The organism is Bradyrhizobium sp. TM102 (assembly GCF_009176685.1).
In the GTDB taxonomy this organism is placed as follows: domain Bacteria; phylum Pseudomonadota; class Alphaproteobacteria; order Rhizobiales; family Xanthobacteraceae; genus Bradyrhizobium; species Bradyrhizobium ottawaense.
In genome coordinates this window covers 6,492,811-6,508,286 of sequence record NZ_AP021855.1, presented here as the reverse complement: position 1 = coordinate 6,508,286, position 15,476 = coordinate 6,492,811, and the positions used below count along the sequence as shown (strand labels likewise).

Here is a 15,476-nt window from a genome sequence, read left to right as displayed (position 1 = left end):
CAATGTCCGGGCGATCTGATTGGGAAATTGTTGCGGCTGATGAGAGAGACAAGGAAGTATTCCTGGACAAGCGTGTTTATCAGTGAGGAACAGCAAATGGATGACGAACGAAAAGCATCAAAGGCGGAGGAACGGGCCGCTGAAGGCTTGCGCGAGGCAACTGTTAAGGAAGAAGCGAAGAGCGAGAGCAAGACGGGGCACGATCTAGCCAAGGGCGCTGATCGCTTCGAAGAACGCTCTAAAAGCTCCGATGGAAAAAGCGCAGAAGAAAAACAAAAGGGTAAATGAAAGAGCAGACCTGACGCGGCGTTTCCGAGCGGGCCTCCGCAATGACCCTGGGGGCCTTTACTCACGAGGGCTACATCCGCCCTCGCTAACTTCTCGTTCTCTTATTTGGGCTTGAGAATGAGGCGATCCGGGCGTGAAGCGCGCCTGGCGTGCAGCTAACTCGCGGCCCCGGCAGCATCGAGCCGGTTCATGGATAAATCGGAGCTTGCCGGATACACGCCGCCGACGACGTGGCGATTGAAGAAGATCAGCGCGCCCGGCTTGTGGCGGGGAAATCCAGGACAAAAGCCCGCTTCCGTACCCGGCGAGGTTGCAATTGAAGGCGGGCGCCGTTCTGAACAGCTCGCTGACCTATTGTTCTCCCTGGGGACGAATATCGCACGATATTCAGAACAACCGTTGATTTTGCTCAGACTCCTGCCTGATTTTGATTCCGCCATTCGGAGGTTCGATCCCTCCCGCCCCAGCCAGATCTCAAGCTGTTGAGTTCATTCGGTAAGCAGTTGCACTTTGGGCGCGTTTGGAAACACAGATTCTAAGGCTCGGTCCAGAATCGAACTAAACGGCGTAGCCAGGCTGGCTTATCTCCGAGGCTTCCATCCCAACATATACCGCGGAAGCTGCTCGGGCAGGTCTGTTTTGCCCTCATCGTAGAATAGGGTGCTATGGCGAACGAAGCGGACAACCGGTCGAGATGCGCATGTGCGGAATTGCAGCCGTGCCGCAGTCGGCCCAGCCGGCGGCCCCAGGGGGGCGGTCGTTGCCCCGCTACCGGGGACCATTACGACTGCAAATCGCGTGGTCTTCGTTTCCTTGGCGGACCGGAACGATAAAGACCCCGCACTTTCTGCTGTTGAAAAAGCTCCCCGCATACGTCACGCAACCATTGGCTTGCCGGGTCGTGATGGAAGCGGGCGTGCCAATATTGCTTCACCGTAAAGCCGGCGATCGCCAGCGGGCAGTCGAGCACGCTCAGTCCGTAATAATGAGCCAACGTTTCGCCAATGTGCCTTGGGAGGGTAGCGATCAGGTCAGTCGTGCCGATGATCGCGGGTAGCCCCAAAAAGCCGGGTAGCTCAAGCACGACATCAAGGACTATCCGCTGCTCCCGTAGCGCGTCCGCGAGCAACTGATGTCCGGTGCCGGAGCGAATGAGGACGTGTGCCTCCCGCCTGAAATCCTTTGCGGTGATGGGCTTGCGGATCCGGGCATGTCTTGCGTTTGCCAGGCAGACCCAATCCTGCGGAAAGAGTGCCTGTTGGAAGTGCCCCGCGTCGAGGTCCGAGATGTAGCCGAGCGCCAGATCGGCCTCGCCAGACTGCAGCATTCGTGGGGTATCGCCGCCGATCTGCGCCGCCTCAATGCGGATGCCCGGCGCAACGCGACGAACGTGAGCGAGGATGGCCGGAAGCAGCGTGATGTGGCTCGCATCCGTCATGCAGATGACGAAGCGGCGCTTGGCAGTCGCCGGATCAAAGTCGGAGCGAAGCTCCGCCAGACGACGCAGCATCTCCAACGCTTGTCTGGCCGCGCCGATGAGAGCCTCGGCGCGCGGAGTCGGCAACATTCCCTGTGCTGAGCGGATGAAGAGTGGATCGTCCAGTTCCTTTCGCAGGCGTGCCAGCCAGATCGAAATGGTCGGCTGACTCTGACCGAGTTTCTCGGCTGCCTTGGTGACACTGCCCGTGGTGAACAATGCATCGAAGAGCCTGAGCAGGCGAGGCTCCAGCAGTTTCGTCTCGGGGTGATCCTGAGGTTTCATTGCAAATGACAATAATGCATATAAGAATCATAGCATATCTTAATGTCAACCAGCCTGCTACCACGCGACCAACGCCGAGAATGGCGCTGGGGGAAGCGTTCGATGAGGATCTGCTTTATCGGAGCGGGGGCCTTAGGCTCGACCATCGGCGGCACGCTGGCGCGTGGGGGAGCCGAGGTCTGGCTAATTGATCCGTTCCAGGCCCATGTTGACACAATCAACGCCCGCGGGCTTCGCATGCGCGAAGGTAGCGCCGAGACCGTCGTGACGGTCACCGCCTGCACGTCCGCGGCCCAGGTCGGCGTCAAGGCTGACCTCGTCATCGTCCTCGTCAAATCCTACCACACGAGTGAGGCCATCCGGGCGGCCGCGCAGATCATCGGGCCGCACACGGTCGTGATGTCGCTTCAAAATGGTCTTGGCCACGAGGACATCCTGTCGGAGGAAGTTGGTCGTGACCGGGTCATGGCGGGCAAGACCTACGTTGGTGGCGTGCTGCTCGGCCCCGGTCACGTTCGCTCCGGGGTCATCGGCAAGGAAACCATCATCGGCGAGCTTGATGGACGCTTGACGGAACGCGCACGGCGAATTTCCGAGACGTTCAACCGCGCCGGCATCCTCACACTGCTCAGCGACAACATCCTGGGCACGATGTGGGACAAGCTGTTCATCAACGTTGCCGGAGGAGGAATTACTGCCATTACCGGCCTGACCTATGGCGGTCTCTATTCGCTGCCGATCCTGGAAGATTGCGCGCTGGCCGCGATCTCAGAGGGCATCGCGGTCGCGCGGGCGGCTGGCGTGAAGATCTCGATCACCGACCCGCGGCGCGCTTGGACAATGGCATCCGCTGGTCTACCGCCCGAGTTCAAGACGTCGATGTTGCAAAGTTTGCAGTCCGGCAACTTGACTGAGATCGACTACATCCACGGGTCCGTCGTGCGCTGGGGCGCCAGGCTCAACGTCCCGACCCCCGTCAATTCCACCCTTGTCGCGCTGGTCAAGGGCATCGAATACGCCCGCAGCGACTATCCTGGAAGGTCCTAAGACGATGTCGCTGCCCCGTGCCTACATCGAACACGTCGCCATCCGTGTGCCGGACGTTGATCGTCACGTTGGTTTCTTTCGTGAGGTGCTTGGTCTTCCCATTCGCGACGAGCAACCCGCCGATGGTGCCCGCCCGCGTCAGGTATGGGTGCTCGGAAGCGTGCAACTCATCGAGGATCCGAACTTCGTCGGACCGGAGGGGCGCCTCGCCCATCTCGGGATCATGGTCGACGACTACGAAGGTGTGCTCGCCCGTGCCGCCGCCTGGGGCGCCAAGGCGCTGCCTACGGGACCGAACTGGCTCGAACTGCCGGGCGGGCTGAACGTCGAAATCTTGCAAGCCAGTGCAGGCGCTGTGGAAGCGGCCCTGGCGATCAATCCACGGGCCTAAGGAACAGGCGACATGACCGATGAGCGCTACTGGGACGATGCCAAGGTCGGCGACGAATGCGTCACTCCCTCAGTGACGGTTACCGAAATGATGGTGAATGCCTACGCAGAACTGACGGGCGACTTCACGCCTGTTCATGTCGACGAGGAATACGCCAAGACCACACCATTCGGTACGCGCGTCGCGCACGGGCTGTTTGGTCTGTCGCTGGCCGACGGTTTGAAGACCCGTGCCGACTACCGCTTCCTTCCCGGAATGTCGCTGGGCTGGACGTGGGATTTCAAGCTGCCGATCAAGCTCGGAGATACCGTGCATGTGAAGTTCCGCGTTGGATCAATGCGCGCCACGAAGCGGGAAGGGTGGGGCATCGTGGTGCTGCCCTCGGAGCTGATCAACCAGCGCGGCGAAGTGGTGCAGCTAGGCGAGCACCGGCTGATGATTCCCATGCGATCGAAGACTAGCGTCGCGGGAGAGCGGGCATGACCGCGCAGGATCTGCCGCTCAAGGGCATTCGCGTCATCGACTACAGCCATTTCCTGGCAGGCCCGTTCATGGGCCGTTGCCTTGCCGCGATGGGCGCCGAGGTCATCAAGGTGGAGCGTCCGACGGCAGGCGATGCGGGCCGCGCCCATGGCTATTTCAAGGACGGACAGTCCGGCTACTTCCTGCAGCAGAACATGGGCAAGCAGGGAGTGTGCATCGACCTGCGCGATAAGCGCGGTCTTGACATGATGATGAAGCTGGTCGACACGGCCGACGTCTTCATCGAGAACTACCGCCCCGGCGCGCTCGATCGACTCGGGCTCGGCTACAAGGCGCTGTCGGCGCGCAATCCCGGGCTGATCTACTGCTCGGTCTCCGCCTATGGCCACACCGGTCCCTATGCCGACCGTCCGGGCTTCGGCCTGATCGCAGAGGCGATGTCGGGCGCTTTGGCGCAGCTGGGCTGCCCCGGCGAAGCGCCGCCGCTGCTGCGGATGCCACTCGCCGACATGTATACCGGCATTCACGGTGTGGCTGCCATCAATGCCGCGCTGGTCGGCCGCGCGTCGTCCGGGCGCGGTCAACACATCGATCTGGCGCTGTACGACTGCATGGTCTCGATGCACGACTATGCAGTGCAGCGCTACTTCCTCTCCGGCGGTACCGATCTGCCGAAGCAGACTGGAAGCGGACAGCCAGACTCGACCGTCTACGGCGTCTTTCCGGCAAGGGACGGCAATCTTGTCATCGCCGCGCAAGTTGATGATGCGTGGCGACGATTGGCGAGCCTGATCGGAGGAGACGCGCTGGCATCCGACGAACGCTTCACCACGCCTGCTGCGCGCAACGCCCACTATACTGAAGCTATGGAGATTGTGCGCACCTGGACGCTGTCGCAGCCCTCTCGGGACGCCTGTCTTGCGGCACTCGACGAAGCAGGCGTGCCGTCCGCTCCCGTGCAGACCATCGAAGAGGTCGTGAAGGATCCGCAGATCCACGCGCGCGGCATGCTGGTCGAGCAGGAACATCCTGTGCTCGGCAAGGTGACGTTACCGAACTTGCCCTTCCGCTTCTCCAACTGCGACACCACGGTGCGAATTCCGGCGCCGCTGCTCGGCCAGGACAATCGCCGCATTGCAGAGTCGCTGGGACTTTCGGCCGAGCTCGTCGAGGCGATGGTGCGTGACGGGGTCCTCTACAACGAACTCGCAGTGCAGGAGTGAGCGATGAGCGACCGTTATGCGGTGATCGGCAACCCGATCGGCTTCAGCAAATCACCTCACATCCATGGCACTTTCGCCAGAATGACAGGACAGGACCTTGTCTATGAGGCGATCGAGGGTCCCCTCAATGGCTTCAGCGGGCGGGTTGATCAATTCCGGACCGAGGGCGCCAAGGGACTGAACATCACTGCCCCGTTCAAGCTCGATGCCTTCGCCTACGCAAACGAGCTTTCAGAGAACGCCGACCGAGCTGGCGCCGTAAACTGCCTGAAGTTCGACGGCCATCGGATCATTGGCGAGAATTTTGACGGGATCGGCCTTGTGCGCGACATCACCATCAATCTCGGTGTCAAAATGGCCGGCCAGCGAGTCCTGATGCTCGGTGCCGGGGGCGCGGCGCGTGGCGCGCTGCTGCCGTTCCTGCGCCAGGAGCCGTCCGAGCTGGTTCTCGTCAATCGTACCTTATCGAAGGCTGTGGCATTGGCCGAAGAGTTTGCCGGTTGTGGTCCCCTGATCGTCAGCGGCTATGCTGAACTGGCCGATCTTGCCGAGGGTTATGACGTCGTGGTTAACGCGACATCGGCCAGCCTGCGAGGTGAGATGCCGCCACTTCCCGGCAATGTCTTCCGCGGTGCGAAGTTGGCGTACGAACTTGCCTACGGCAAGGGATTGACTCCCTTTCTGCAAGCGGCCCGCGCCGAAGGCGTAGCCAAGCTCGCCGACGGCGTCGGCATGCTGGTGGAGCAGGCGGCAGAAGCTTTTGCCTGGTGGCGCGGCGTTCGACCGAGCACGGCTCAGGTCATCGCCGAGCTGACCCTACCATTGCGCTGACGGGCTATGCCGAGCATTCAACCCAAACCCAGCTTCCTCGTCGGCCTGATCGGCAGCGGCATTGCTGCGTCCCGCACGCCGCCCATGCACGAAGCGGCCGCTGACGCCGCTGGCATCCGCTATCTCTACAGGAAGATCGATCTGGCCGAGTTGAAGCTCGGTGCGGAGGCATTGCCGGAATTGCTCACGGCCGCGAGGCGGATGGGCTTTGACGGGCTGAACGTGACCCATCCCTGCAAGCAGGCGATCATTCCGCTGTTGGAAGAGCTTTCGCCTGACGCGCAGGCGCTTGGTGCCGTGAACACCGTGGTTATCAGGAACGGTCGAATGATCGGCCACAACACCGACTGGTTCGGCTTCGCCGAGAACTTTCGCCGCAACATGCAAGGCGCGTCGCTCGGTCGTGTCGTCCAATTCGGCGCCGGCGGCGCAGGCGCGGCAGTCGCTTTTGCGCTGATGAAACTCGGCGTGCAGGAGTTGATCATTGTCGACTTGGACCTGGCCAAGGCGCAGAGTGTGGTCGACGGCTTGTCCCCCCGATTTGCAGAGGGGCGCTTGAAGGCCGGCCAGGATGTTGCAGCGGCCGTGGCTGCCGCAGACGGAATTGTCAACGCGACTCCGATCGGCATGGACAAGTATCCGGGCACACCGCTGCCGACGGCCTTGCTGCGTCCCGATCTATGGGTCGCCGAGATCGTCTATTTCCCGCTGGAAACCGCACTGCTGCGCGCGGCCCGTACCCTCGGTTGCCGCACCGTCGACGGTGGCGGCATGGCGATCTTCCAGGGCACCGAAGCTTTCCGCCTGTTCACGGGCGTTTCACCCGATCCAGACGTCTTCTTCTCAACTTTCGCATCCCTGGGAGGGTGACACCCGGCCGATGGGCGAGCGGCACGCACAACGCCCGAGAGGAAACGCAAGATGGGCTATACGCTCGATTTCTCGGTGGTTTGGCATGCCATGCCCGCGCTGCTGTGGGGGTGCGTGGGCACGTTAGGTCTGGCGCTTGCCGGCATGACACTGGCGATGATCATCGGCGTCGCCGGCGTCGCGGCACGCGATTCGAAGGCGGCTTGGTTACGTGCCATCGTGATCGGCTTCGTCGAGATCGTGCGCAATACGCCTTTCCTGGTGCAGATCTTCTTTCTGTTCTTTGCACTGCCGCTCATCGGATTGAAGCTCAATCCGACCGCCACCGCCATTATCGCACTCGGCGTGAATGGAGGCGCGTACGCCATCGAGATCATCCGTGGCGGCGTGCAGTCTGTTCACCAGGGACAGGTTGAGGCCGGCTACGCGCTCGGATTGCACAAAGGACAGGTGTTTCGTTTCATTGTACTCAAGCCCGCGCTTCGCGCGATCTACCCGTCGCTCACGGGGCAGTTCATCATGCTGACGCTGACCTCGTCGATCTGTTCGGCCGTCTCCGCCGATGAGTTGACGTCGGTTGCGCAGCGCATCGAAAGCGACACATTCCGCAGCTTCGAGGTCTATTTCTTCGTCACCTTCCTCTACCTCGCGATCTCCTGGCTGCTGATGTCGGGCTTCGCGATCATCTCCCACCGTTTCTTCTCATATCCGACGCGCTGAGAAGGGCAGATCATGACACCGCATTTCGGTCTTCCCGAGTTCGGCTTCCTCCTGCGTGGTCTGCAGTGGACGGTGCTGCTGACGCTGGTTGCATTCGTCGGTGGCTGTACCGCCGGCCTGATCGTCGCACTGTTGCGCACCTGCGGTCGCACGACTGTGGAATGGATGGTCCGGATCTATATCGTTATCTTCCAGGGCACACCGCTGCTGCTGCAACTGTTTGTGGTGTACTACGGCTTGGCGCTCCTCGGATTGAAGCTGTCAGCATTCGTTGCGGTGGCGATCGGGTTCACCGTCAACGCCTCGGCTTTTCTCGGCGAGATCTGGCGCGGCGCAATCCAGGCCGTGCCTCGCGGTCAGACCGAGGCCGCAATGGCGCTCGGTCTACATTATTCCTGGCGCATGCGCGACATCGTGCTGCCGCAAGCTATTCGCATCTCGCTGCCGGCGACCATCGGCTATCTCGTGCAACTCATCAAGGGCACCTCGCTCGCCGCCATTGTCGGCTTCATCGAACTCGCCCGCGCCGGTCAAATCGTATCGAACCAGACCTACCAGCCGTTGCTGGTCTTCGGCGTGGTTGGCGCGATGTATTTCATCCTCTGCTGGCCACTCTCATGGTGGGGCAGCCGGATGGAGGCCAGGCCCGCCCTGGCCAATCAAAGGTAGGAACGGCGCACCTGCCCAATCAAATACAGCCATCACCAGGAGGAGATACTCATGTTGTTTTCACTCAATCGCCGCCAGGTCGGCATTGCGCTGCTGACTCTGTCGGCCATCGTTGTCGCAGGCGGCTCGCAGGCGGGCACTCTGGAAGACGTGAAGAAGAAGGGCGTCGTCGTCATCGGCATTCAGGGCGATAATGCGCCTTGGGGCTTTGTCGACAGCTCGGGAAAGCAGGAGGGCATCGATGCCGACATGGGGCGTGCCTTCGCTGAATTCCTTGGCGTGAGGGCCGAGTTCGCACCTCTGGCCGTTGCCAATCGTATCCCGGCACTGACCACAGGCCGTGTGGACATCCTGTTCGCGACCATGGCCATGCTGCCGGAGCGTGCGAAGGCAGTGCAGTATTCCAAGCCGTATGTCGCCAATGAGATTACGCTTGTCGCGGCCCAGGCGACGCCGATCAACAGCAATGCTGATATGGGCAAATATGTCATCGGTGTCCCGCGCTCCTCGACGCAAGATACGCAGGTCACCAACAACGCCCCGTCCGGGACCGAAATCCGCAGATTCGACGATGACGCGGCCACGATACAGGCGCTGCTCTCTGGCCAGGTCCAGGCCGTCGGTGCGAACTTGTTTTACCCGCAGCGTCTGAATGCCGCGAAACCGGAGTTCGGGTTCGAACCGAAGCTTCATTTCTCCGCTCTATACAACGGCGCATGCACGCGCCTGGGAGACAAGGAGTGGAACGAGACGGTCAACAAGTTCATCGACCAGATCAAGTCGAACGGCGAGCTGGCCGCCTTCTACGCCAAATGGATGAAGGTGCCGGTCCCGGTTTTCCCCGACACGGTCCCCGGCGTTCCTTTCGCCGTTCAGTAGTCCCTGCGAGCGGCCGACGCGCGATCCGCGTTGGCCGCCGCCCGACAGCGGAGGCCAGCATGCAGGACCAGATTCTGATCGAAATGAAGCGTGTGCAGAAGTGGTACGGCGGGTACCAAGCTCTCCGCGATGTCGATCTCACCGTGCGCAAGGGCGAGAAGATCGTGCTCTGCGGTCCGTCCGGTTCGGGAAAGTCGACGCTAATCCGCTGTATCAACCGCCTGGAGGCGATCCAGCAGGGCAGTATCGTGGTGAACGGTCATCGGCTGGACGACAGCATCAAGGCCATCGATGTCGTACGTCAGGACGTCGGGATGGTTTTTCAGAGCTTCAACCTTTTTCCGCATATGACGGTGTTGCAGAACTGCATGCTCGCCCCCATTCGCGCGCGCCGCATCGGCAAGGCCGAGGCAGAGGCGACCGCGCGAAAATACCTCGAGCGCGTGCGCATTGGTGAACAGGCCGAGAAGTATCCAGCTCAGCTTTCGGGTGGTCAGCAACAGCGCGTCGCAATTGCGCGCGCGCTATGCATGCAGCCCAAGGTGATGCTATTTGACGAGCCGACCTCGGCTCTCGATCCTGAGATGGTCAAGGAGGTGCTCGATACGATGATAGGCCTCGCCAACGACGGCATGACCATGATTTGCGTCACGCACGAGATGGGCTTTGCCCGCCAGGTTGCGGATCGTGTGATCTTCATGGCTGAAGGCCAGATCATCGAAGAAGGCGCGCCCGAGGCGTTCTTCCGCAATCCAGAGCATGCCCGCACCAGGCAGTTTCTTGGCGAGATCCTTGCCCATCACTGAATGGAGGTCTTTCGTGAGTCGTCTTGTCTACGTCCTCAACGGACCAAATCTCAATTTGCTCGGCAAGCGCCAGCCCCACATCTATGGCCACGAGACGCTCGCGGATGTGGAGCGAGATTGCCGTGCGCTGGCCGAGGAGCTCGGCCTGGAGATTCGCTTTCACCAGTCGAACAGGGAATACGAGCTGATCGACTGGATCCACGAGGCGCGCGAGACGGCTGCCGGGATCGTGATGAATCCCGCGGCTTTCACCCATACGTCAGTCGCCATCCTGGATGCGCTGAACACATTCGAGGGGACAGTGATCGAGGTGCACATTTCCAACGTGCACAAGCGCGAGGAATTCCGTCACCATTCGTTTGTCTCCAAACGGGCTGATGGGGTCATCGCAGGCTTCGGCACCCAGGGCTATCTGCTCGGCTTGCGTCGCGTGGCCAAGCTGCTTGATGAGAGCAAGGGATAGCATCGTATGAGTGCACCCGTCCGCCTGTCGCTGATGGGAGCGGGTCTCATCGGCAAGCGACACGTCGAGCACATTCTCGCGCGGCCGGAGGCGGTACTGTCGTCGATCGTCGATCCGATGCCGGCGGCCCGAGAGTTGGCGGCGTCGCCGAAGGTGGACTGGTTTCCGTCCTTTCAGGACATGCTGTCCGAAAATCGGCCGGAGGGGGTGGTTGTCGCCACCCCTAATCAGATGCATGTAGCCAACGGCATGGATTGTATCGCAGCTCGCATCCCGGCGCTCATCGAGAAGCCGTTAGCGGATGACGTCGTCGCTGCACATGCACTGGTCGAAGCCTCCGAGCGGGCGGGCGTGCCGCTGCTTACCGGCCATCATCGCCGCCACAACCCGATGATTCAGCGCGCTAGGGCGGAGATCGAAAGGGGCCGGCTGGGCCAGATCGTGTCGGTGCATGGCATGTTCTGGCTGATCAAGCCGGACGACTATTTCGATGTGGCCTGGCGTCGCGAGAGAGGGGCGGGTCCCGTTTTCCTGAATCTCATCCACGATGTCGACCTGCTACGGTACCTCTGTGGGGATATCGTGGCGGTACAAGCGGCCCAATCCAATCGGCTGCGTGGAAATGAGGTTGAAGAGACGGCGGTGATCCTCTCACTTCGCCTCCGGCGCATTGGGAACGGTCAATGTCTCCGATACCATCCAGTCGCCCTGGAGCTGGGAATTCACCGCCGGTGAGAACTCGGCCTACAGTCATACGCAGGAGAGTTGCTACCAGATCGGCGGCACGAGGGCATCGCTGGCTATTCCGCAACTCGATCTATGGCATCATCCTAGCAAGGCCAGCTGGTGGGCGCCGATTGAGCGCGAGCGGCTGAGCTACGAGAACGAAGACCCGCTTGCTCTGCAGATCGCCAATTTCTGCGGAGTCATCCGCGGTACGGCCGAGCCTGTGGTGAGCGGGCGCGAAGGGCTGAAAACCCTCACAGTGATCGACGTGGTCAAACGCGCGGCGGAAACCGGAGATGGAACGTCCGCATCTTTTTCTGAGCCTGATGACCACCAGCCGAAATCTTGCGGTTGCTGCCTGACGACCGCTTGTGGCCCGAAGGCGAAGATCGGCATGGTGTCCCGGACGTCGGCAGTCGAGGCCAGACCAGACATCGCAGAGACGCGCGTGAATCGACGCGAATGCCCCGATTCGGGCAGGAAGCGACAAAGTCACTGATGATCGAGGTAGATCGGCAACCCTGCGTCTCCCGAGGCATGACGCGGTCTGTCACTTGCCTGCCCAGTCGCTTGCAGGTGATTACTTTAAGTATTCGGTGAAAGTTCCTGCAGAATCGATTGCAGCGCACCAGGCGAATACCACGGCCGGGCCGATCATTGTACCGGGTCCTGGGTACATGCCGCGGAAAATGGAAGATGAATCGTTACCAACGGCATACAGCCCTGGTATGATTCTATCGTCGTGAGACATCACCCGAGCGCGAGCGTCCGTTCGCAAGCCGGCGCTGCTGGCGAGATCTGATGGCCATACGGCAACGGCATAATACGGACCTGGGCCGATCCGCCGGAGACAAGGGTTCGGCTTGTTGTCGGGATCGCCATTGAACCTATTCAATTCGCTGGTACCTCGGCCAAACTCCTCATCGATCCCCGCTTCGGCGTAGCGGTTGTATAGCTTCACGGTCGAAGCAAGCTGGTCGGCGTCAGTGCCGATCTGTTGAGCCAACTCTTCGATCGTCTGACCTTCAAGCAGATAACCGGCTTGCAGGTAAGAGGTCAGGCTTCTGGTTCCTGGGTGAACCAGCCCGATTCCAAAATCCCTGATGAAGGTTCTGTCGCAGATCAGGAAGGCCGGCGTCGCCGCAGCATTCGACGCCAGCATCGCGGCGACGAAGTCGTGGTAGGAATTAGCCTCGTTGACGAAGCGTCGCCCTGACCTGTTGACGGCGAGTAGTCCCGGCTTGGCACGATCGAGCAGGATATGGGGGAAGACTGAAAGGCGGCCGTCCGTCTGCCTCATGACAGAACTCGGCATCCACAGGGCCGGACTATCGAGGCCGCGCTCCAGGCCGGCGCCGATGCGCTCCCCGGCCAGGATGCCATCGCCAGTATTGCTCGATGGCGCGAGCGAGTAGCGGCGCGCCGCGTGCGGAAACAGCCGTTCGCGGAGCTCTCGGCTCCAGCCAATCCCTCCGGTTGCGAGCACCACGCCCTTGTGGGCGCGTATGGCCAGCTGTCCGTTTGGTGATGAGAGGACAGCCCCTACGATCGCACCGCGGTCGCTGATCAACTCGCTCAACCCCGTCTCAAAGCGAAGAGTGACATTGGCGCGCCGAATGCTGTCAAAAAGTCGAGCCACAAGCGCATTGCCCATAATCAGGCGTGTGCCGCGCCTGTAGTTGACACGATCCAGCGCATACCGGGTGAGCAGACCTGCGGCATGCCGAAAACTGGACCAGTCGCGGAAAGGCGCCAATAGCGGCGGAATGTCCGCCTTCCCAACCATCATCCCGCCGAGAACCATGAATTCGCGGCGTGGCGGTCTGATCCGGGCGAAGTCGTCTCCGAGCTCGCGTCCGTTAAACGGAACTGCTCCGAGTGCGCGGCCGGCGATCGCGGCGCCCGGAAGGTCTTTGTAGTCGGGATGGACTGGGGGCGCCGCGAACCGGACGCTCGTTTTCTGTTCGAGATAGTCGAGCACGATCGGACCCGCCTTGAGATACATGTCCAGGCGTTGGTCGGTCGCGTGGTCACCGAGCATTGCAGCAAGATAGGTGCGGGCGCCCTCGGGCGTATCAGGCTTTCCGGTGAGCCGTCCTTGCCGACTACCCGGGATCCAGACGGTGCCGGCGGAGGTTGCGGTCGTGCCGCCCACCATGTCCGACTTCTCGCAGAGGATAACCTGAAGCCCTTCGAGGGCGGCCACAAGTGCGGCCGTCATGCCCGCCGCACCGGCGCCGATGACTAGGAGATCGGTCTCACCGTCCCAGGAGTGATTGGCTTGCACCATCTCAAGCCGCCTTCTTTCACGTCGCGCGCGCCCTCTCGACAATGACCTTGGCCGCTGCCAGCGCTCGGCGCGCCCGCGCTTCGGCGTCTATGGTCTTTGCCAATCGAACGGTCGGAACCTCGACACTGATCGTCAGACTGTCCGGCATCGCCTTAGTCAAGCTGACCAGATCGATGCCACCCTCGCCCGGAAACATGCGCTCCTCGCGCGCGGCATGGATGAGCTGTTCCGTGTTCAGCGGGCGCTCGGCCGGGCCGTCGCAGATCTGCCAATAATGAAGACGATCGGTGGGGATGGAGCGAAGGTCCGCAAGCGAGCTTCGCGATCGATCAAAATGCAGCGCGTCGACTAGAATGCCGGCCGCGGGATGAGCGAGGTCGCTGACGAGCCGCAGCGCTGTCCGCAGATCTGGAACGCTAGTCCATGGCATGAACTCGAGGTCGGACGTGAGGCCATACTCCGCTCCAGCTTCGCAAAACTGCCGGTAGCGGTCCTCGAACCTTGCCAGATCTGGATCATAGGATGCGACAAGGATGTGCTTGGCCCCGAGGCGGGCCCCGGCCTCGAAGAAGGGGGCGAAAAAGGCAATGTCGGTGTCCGGTCTGAACGCAACGACCTCGAGATCGGCGACGGTTATTCCCGTCGACTGCAACCGTTGCAAAGTTGCCCGTAGCAGCGGTGCATCGTCCATCAGGCGATATGCAACTCCGCCAGGCGTTGCGGGTAACAGCCTCAGTCCTACTTTGTCGTAGCCGCAACGGGCCGCGAGTTCAATCATCTCGGGAGGTGCCAGCTCGAGCACGGTCAGCGCAGCGAGAGAGAACATGGCCATTAGCCGAAATCCGCAATGCGGGCCTCGAGCGCAAACATTCCCAAATAGACTTCCGGCTCGCTGGCCCGGCCCATGACGTCAGGAGCTACCGTCCGCGCCTGCTGCAAAGCAGCCCGCAAGGAGGTAGCGTCGAGCGCCTCGATCACCAGAAGACCCGAGAAAAAGCCCTCATCCTTCCGCATGCCCTTTTCAATTGTCTGCACCGATGTCCGCGCCTGGTCGGTCGCGCCGATCTGGACGGCGGCGACCCCATCGCAGGCTACAAGCGCATCGGCGAGGTTTTGCGGGCTGGCTGGCAGCTTTTCGATCCGCTGCGCCGTGATCGTGGCTCCCTCGCCCCGTCCTGCGCGCGCCACCATAACGCCGCCGCCGCGCATGAAATTGCCGAGCTTCGGCATGATGCGCTGTGACCACGGCGTCGGTGCGTTGAGGCGCGCCAGATAGGCCTCGCCGTCGAGCACTTCGGGTGCTTCCAGCTCATACAAAATGAAGAAGCGGTTGATGTCGTCCCTTGCCGCCCGGAACACACGCGATGCCAGGAATCCCCTCGTTGTCACGCGCTCGGTCGTGTGCTCACGCGTCAACCAGTGCCGGTAATTGGTCAGGTCGTGTGCCTCGACGTCGCTCCAGATGGCGAGAAATCCTCTGCCGCGCATCCCGCCCTCCATGCCTACGCTCTGCTGCCGGCCGCAAGCCCGTGCAGAGCCGACGGAATGGTACCAGGCAATTGCCCCAGCCGCTGCACGGCGGCCAGGATCGCAGCAAGATAGCCATAAGGACCCAGGCCGCAAATGACCGCCGTGCAGGCACTCGAGGTGATGGAGTGGCGGTGCAGCTCGTCCCGCGCGTGAATGTTCGAGATATGCACCTCGATCTTCACGCCCTCGAAGATCTTCAGCGCATCGATCAGCGCGATCGAGGTAAATGAATAGGCCGCGGGATTCATGATGATGGCATCCGCGTTGCCATGGGCGGACTGGATCAGGCTGACGAGTTCGCCCTCTATGTTCGATTGATGGAACGACATCGAAACTCCGAGCTGATCGGCCAGCGCCTGGCAGCTCGCCTCGATCTGCTCAAGCGTCGTCGAGCCGTAGATGTGAGGCTCGCGGATGCCGAGGAAATTGAGATTGGGTCCATTGAGAATCATGATTTGAGCGGCCATTTTGTCCCTCTTGTCCTTTGCCAACGCGCGA

Annotated in this window: 17 protein-coding genes and 1 pseudogene; 13 read left to right on the top strand and 5 right to left on the bottom strand. The window is 61.4% G+C overall.

Translation table 11 applies throughout. The features are described 5' to 3' along the window. Positions 1–96: 96 nt before the first annotated feature. On the top strand, positions 97–288 hold the full coding sequence (locus GDN70_RS30800) for a hypothetical protein (RefSeq protein ID WP_028142347.1): 192 nt from the start codon (positions 97–99) through the stop codon (positions 286–288). 781 nt (positions 289–1,069) lie between these two features. Here the strand turns inward: GDN70_RS30800 and GDN70_RS30795 are convergent. Then, positions 1,070–2,050: a LysR family transcriptional regulator gene (locus GDN70_RS30795; RefSeq protein WP_152103424.1), complete on the bottom strand. Its 981-nt coding sequence runs from the start codon at positions 2,048–2,050 to the stop codon at positions 1,070–1,072. A gap of 102 nt (positions 2,051–2,152) precedes the next feature. Here GDN70_RS30795 and GDN70_RS30790 point away from each other — a divergent pair, with 102 nt between their 5' ends. From GDN70_RS30790 to GDN70_RS30735, 12 genes and pseudogenes are all read left to right on the top strand, one after another. After that, the gene (locus GDN70_RS30790) at positions 2,153–3,097 is read left to right on the top strand and encodes a ketopantoate reductase family protein (protein WP_028142349.1); all 945 of its coding nucleotides are present in this window, start codon (positions 2,153–2,155) and stop codon (positions 3,095–3,097) included. A gap of 4 nt (positions 3,098–3,101) precedes the next feature. Beyond that, positions 3,102–3,488: a VOC family protein gene (locus GDN70_RS30785; protein ID WP_028142350.1), complete on the top strand. Its 387-nt coding sequence runs from the start codon at positions 3,102–3,104 to the stop codon at positions 3,486–3,488. A 12-nt stretch (positions 3,489–3,500) separates the two neighbouring features. Continuing rightward, positions 3,501–3,971: a MaoC/PaaZ C-terminal domain-containing protein gene (locus GDN70_RS30780; protein ID WP_038949613.1), complete on the top strand. Its 471-nt coding sequence runs from the start codon at positions 3,501–3,503 to the stop codon at positions 3,969–3,971. Continuing rightward, a complete protein-coding gene (locus GDN70_RS30775; RefSeq protein ID WP_038949614.1) occupies positions 3,968–5,194 on the top strand; it encodes a CaiB/BaiF CoA-transferase family protein in 1,227 nt (408 codons plus the stop codon). Before GDN70_RS30780 ends, GDN70_RS30775 begins: the two co-directional genes overlap by 4 nt. Positions 5,195–5,197: 3 nt before the next feature. Next, positions 5,198–6,025, top strand: a complete 828-nt coding sequence (gene aroE / locus GDN70_RS30770; RefSeq protein WP_038973325.1) for a shikimate dehydrogenase — start codon at positions 5,198–5,200, stop codon at positions 6,023–6,025. A gap of 6 nt (positions 6,026–6,031) precedes the next feature. Then, positions 6,032–6,895, top strand: coding sequence for a shikimate dehydrogenase (locus GDN70_RS30765; protein ID WP_028142354.1), 864 nt, complete (start codon positions 6,032–6,034; stop codon positions 6,893–6,895). Positions 6,896–6,946: 51 nt separating this feature from the next. Continuing rightward, positions 6,947–7,615, top strand: a complete 669-nt coding sequence (locus GDN70_RS30760) for an amino acid ABC transporter permease (RefSeq protein WP_038973324.1) — start codon at positions 6,947–6,949, stop codon at positions 7,613–7,615. Positions 7,616–7,627: 12 nt separating this feature from the next. After that, positions 7,628–8,284 carry an amino acid ABC transporter permease gene (locus GDN70_RS30755; protein ID WP_038973323.1) on the top strand — a complete coding sequence of 219 codons (657 nt, stop codon included), beginning with the start codon at positions 7,628–7,630 and terminating at the stop codon, positions 8,282–8,284. A gap of 51 nt (positions 8,285–8,335) precedes the next feature. Beyond that, positions 8,336–9,163: a transporter substrate-binding domain-containing protein gene (locus tag GDN70_RS30750; RefSeq protein ID WP_152103423.1), complete on the top strand. Its 828-nt coding sequence runs from the start codon at positions 8,336–8,338 to the stop codon at positions 9,161–9,163. Between the two features lie 59 nt (positions 9,164–9,222). After that, positions 9,223–9,969, top strand: a complete 747-nt coding sequence (locus GDN70_RS30745) for an amino acid ABC transporter ATP-binding protein (RefSeq protein WP_028142358.1) — start codon at positions 9,223–9,225, stop codon at positions 9,967–9,969. A 13-nt stretch (positions 9,970–9,982) separates the two neighbouring features. Continuing rightward, on the top strand, positions 9,983–10,432 hold the full coding sequence (aroQ, locus tag GDN70_RS30740) for a type II 3-dehydroquinate dehydratase (RefSeq protein ID WP_038973321.1): 450 nt from the start codon (positions 9,983–9,985) through the stop codon (positions 10,430–10,432). 6 nt (positions 10,433–10,438) lie between these two features. Next, a pseudogene (locus GDN70_RS30735) lies at positions 10,439–11,456 on the top strand (Gfo/Idh/MocA family protein); the annotation flags it as partial. Positions 11,457–11,738: 282 nt separating this feature from the next. Here GDN70_RS30735 and GDN70_RS30730 read toward each other — a convergent pair. From GDN70_RS30730 to GDN70_RS30715, 4 genes are read right to left on the bottom strand one after another with little or no spacing between them, the layout of a single operon-like run. Beyond that, positions 11,739–13,448, bottom strand: coding sequence for an FAD-dependent oxidoreductase (locus GDN70_RS30730; protein WP_038973320.1), 1,710 nt, complete (start codon positions 13,446–13,448; stop codon positions 11,739–11,741). A 16-nt stretch (positions 13,449–13,464) separates the two neighbouring features. Then, complete coding sequence (locus GDN70_RS30725) at positions 13,465–14,280, bottom strand: sugar phosphate isomerase/epimerase (RefSeq protein ID WP_038973319.1); 816 nt, start codon at positions 14,278–14,280, stop codon at positions 13,465–13,467. Further along, complete coding sequence (locus tag GDN70_RS30720) at positions 14,280–14,948, bottom strand: hypothetical protein (protein WP_240536517.1); 669 nt, start codon at positions 14,946–14,948, stop codon at positions 14,280–14,282. The genes GDN70_RS30725 and GDN70_RS30720 overlap by 1 nt, the downstream gene beginning before the upstream one ends. Before the next feature lie 2 nt (positions 14,949–14,950). Continuing rightward, positions 14,951–15,445, bottom strand: coding sequence for a type II 3-dehydroquinate dehydratase (locus GDN70_RS30715; protein WP_038973344.1), 495 nt, complete (start codon positions 15,443–15,445; stop codon positions 14,951–14,953). Positions 15,446–15,476 lie beyond the last annotated feature (31 nt).

Bases quoted from the DNA above. Each gene is read 5' to 3' on its own strand.
- GDN70_RS30750 (WP_152103423.1), top strand. From the start codon at position 8,336: ATGTTGTTTTCACTCAATCGCCGCCAGGTCGGCATTGCGCTGCTGACT.
- GDN70_RS30760 (WP_038973324.1), top strand. From the start codon at position 6,947: ATGGGCTATACGCTCGATTTCTCGGTGGTTTGGCATGCCATGCCCGCG.
- GDN70_RS30730 (WP_038973320.1), bottom strand. From the start codon at position 13,448: ATGGTGCAAGCCAATCACTCCTGGGACGGTGAGACCGATCTCCTAGTC.
- GDN70_RS30775 (WP_038949614.1), top strand. From the start codon at position 3,968: ATGACCGCGCAGGATCTGCCGCTCAAGGGCATTCGCGTCATCGACTAC.
- GDN70_RS30800 (WP_028142347.1), top strand. From the start codon at position 97: ATGGATGACGAACGAAAAGCATCAAAGGCGGAGGAACGGGCCGCTGAA.
- GDN70_RS30765 (WP_028142354.1), top strand. From the start codon at position 6,032: ATGCCGAGCATTCAACCCAAACCCAGCTTCCTCGTCGGCCTGATCGGC.
- GDN70_RS30795 (WP_152103424.1), bottom strand. From the start codon at position 2,050: ATGAAACCTCAGGATCACCCCGAGACGAAACTGCTGGAGCCTCGCCTG.
- GDN70_RS30725 (WP_038973319.1), bottom strand. From the start codon at position 14,280: ATGGCCATGTTCTCTCTCGCTGCGCTGACCGTGCTCGAGCTGGCACCT.
- aroE (WP_038973325.1), top strand. From the start codon at position 5,198: ATGAGCGACCGTTATGCGGTGATCGGCAACCCGATCGGCTTCAGCAAA.
- GDN70_RS30745 (WP_028142358.1), top strand. From the start codon at position 9,223: ATGCAGGACCAGATTCTGATCGAAATGAAGCGTGTGCAGAAGTGGTAC.
- GDN70_RS30755 (WP_038973323.1), top strand. From the start codon at position 7,628: ATGACACCGCATTTCGGTCTTCCCGAGTTCGGCTTCCTCCTGCGTGGT.
- GDN70_RS30785 (WP_028142350.1), top strand. From the start codon at position 3,102: ATGTCGCTGCCCCGTGCCTACATCGAACACGTCGCCATCCGTGTGCCG.
- GDN70_RS30720 (WP_240536517.1), bottom strand. From the start codon at position 14,948: ATGGAGGGCGGGATGCGCGGCAGAGGATTTCTCGCCATCTGGAGCGAC.
- GDN70_RS30780 (WP_038949613.1), top strand. From the start codon at position 3,501: ATGACCGATGAGCGCTACTGGGACGATGCCAAGGTCGGCGACGAATGC.
- GDN70_RS30715 (WP_038973344.1), bottom strand. From the start codon at position 15,445: ATGGCCGCTCAAATCATGATTCTCAATGGACCCAATCTCAATTTCCTC.
- GDN70_RS30790 (WP_028142349.1), top strand. From the start codon at position 2,153: ATGAGGATCTGCTTTATCGGAGCGGGGGCCTTAGGCTCGACCATCGGC.